The organism is Pacificibacter marinus, assembly GCF_018860665.1.
Lineage (GTDB): Bacteria > Pseudomonadota > Alphaproteobacteria > Rhodobacterales > Rhodobacteraceae > Celeribacter > Celeribacter marinus_A.
Genome location: NZ_JAHKPK010000033.1, coordinates 1 through 1,771 on the forward strand (window position 1 = coordinate 1; position 1,771 = coordinate 1,771).

Genomic DNA, 1,771 nt, shown 5'->3' on the forward strand with positions numbered 1-1,771 from the left:
AGAAAGTACCGTCGATAATGTCATCTTGGTGCTTGTTGTACAGTGGGCGCATGATTTCTTTCAACTCTTCAGAAAGATCGAATGCTTTGATCTTAGCTGGGTTAGAAAGACGATCTAGCATGTTAGTCACGCCACCATACTTAAGTGCTTCAGTGATTGTTTCCCAACCGTACTGAATCAACTTAGATGCGTAACCTGGGTCGATACCTTCTTCAACCATTTTGTCGAAGCAAAGAATAGAACCCGTTTGCAACATACCACATAGGATAGTCTGCTCACCCATCAAGTCAGATTTTACTTCAGCGATGAAAGAAGACATCAATACGCCGGCTTTGTGGCCGCCAGTACCTACAGCGTAAGCTTTAGCCAACGCTAAACCTTCACCTTTAGGGTCATTGTCTTCGTGAACAGCGATCAGGGTAGGAACACCAAAACCACGAACGTATTCAGCACGTACTTCAGAACCAGGGCACTTAGGTGCAACCATGATAACCGTCAAATCTTCACGGATTTTCATGCCTTCTTCTACGATGTTGAAACCATGTGAGTAAGACAAGCAAGCGCCTTTCTTCATCAATGGCATAATTTCAGTAACAACGGGTGTGTGCTGCTTATCCGGCGTTAAGTTAAGAACAACATCGGCTGTTGGGATTAGCTCTTCGTATGTACCAACAGTAAAGCCATTTTCAGTAGCGTTTTTCCACGACTGACGCTTCTCAGCAATTGCTGCAGCAAGCAGTGTGTAAGACACGTCTAAACCGCTATCGCGCAAGTTTAAACCTTGGTTAAGGCCCTGAGCGCCACAACCGATAACAACAATTTTTTTGCCTTTAAGCGCTTCAACACCGTCAGAAAACTCTGACATATCCATGAAACGACATTTAGCCAGTTGAGCAAGTTGCTCACGCAGTGGCAGCGTATTGAAATAATTAGCCATGTTAAACACATCCATTAACTTGTTGTGATCAATCGTGGTAGCAAAGCACACCGAGATTGAAAAAGTATTACACCCTTGTTAACCACCATTCTCATATCAGCCAAGCCAGCATCGATGAGGTTGCGGTACAAAAATGCATAAATTATTAAGTGGTGGCTACTCTATAGAAAAGACAACCTTTCGTAAATTGATATAAACGCAATATTACGTCCCACTTTATGCAATGATTCCTATATTTGGTGCTTTCTTATCCGTTACAATGGCACCATGAATACACGAACAATCAAACACTTCTTAGCGTTGGCGGATACGTTACATTTTGGGCGCGCTAGCGAAGAGTGCAATATCAGCATTTCAGCCCTATCGCGAAATATTCGCCAACTCGAAGAAGAAGTTGGCGTGGCTTTATTTAACCGCGACAATCGTATGGTAGCGCGGACGCTAGAAGGCGAAAAATTTCTGGCCTATGCGCGTGAAGCCAGCAGCCAATGGAACCTGATTCGGCATGAGCTAACCGACAATAGCGATCAGCTTCACGGTGAAATTAGCCTTTATTGCTCGGTAACCGCCAGCTATAGTTTTTTGTTTGATTTACTTAACCGCTTTCGCATAGCGCATCCCGGCATTGAGATAAAACTCCATACAGGCGACCCCGAACACGCGGTATCACGCATACTGGATGGTAAAGAAGATATTACTATTGCAGCCAAGCCTGCTAACTTAGCGCACGGCCTAGTGTTTAAACACATCACTGTCCCGCCTTTGTTATTTATAGCACCCGCCGAACAACACGTACCCAACGTACCTACCCATCCGCCCACTACGGCCAAGCAA

2 protein-coding genes are annotated in these 1,771 nt (G+C 44.7%); one reads left to right on the forward strand and one right to left on the reverse strand.

All coding sequences use genetic code 11. The features are described 5' to 3' along the window. Nucleotides 1-937: ketol-acid reductoisomerase (gene ilvC, locus KO497_RS10065; protein WP_215943844.1), on the reverse strand; the 937-nt coding region annotated here is incomplete at its 3' end. Between the two features lie 267 nt (nt 938-1,204). Between ilvC and KO497_RS10070 the strand changes: the two genes are divergently transcribed. Then, a partial coding sequence (locus KO497_RS10070) for a LysR family transcriptional regulator (RefSeq protein WP_215943845.1) occupies nt 1,205-1,771 on the forward strand: 567 nt, incomplete at its 3' end.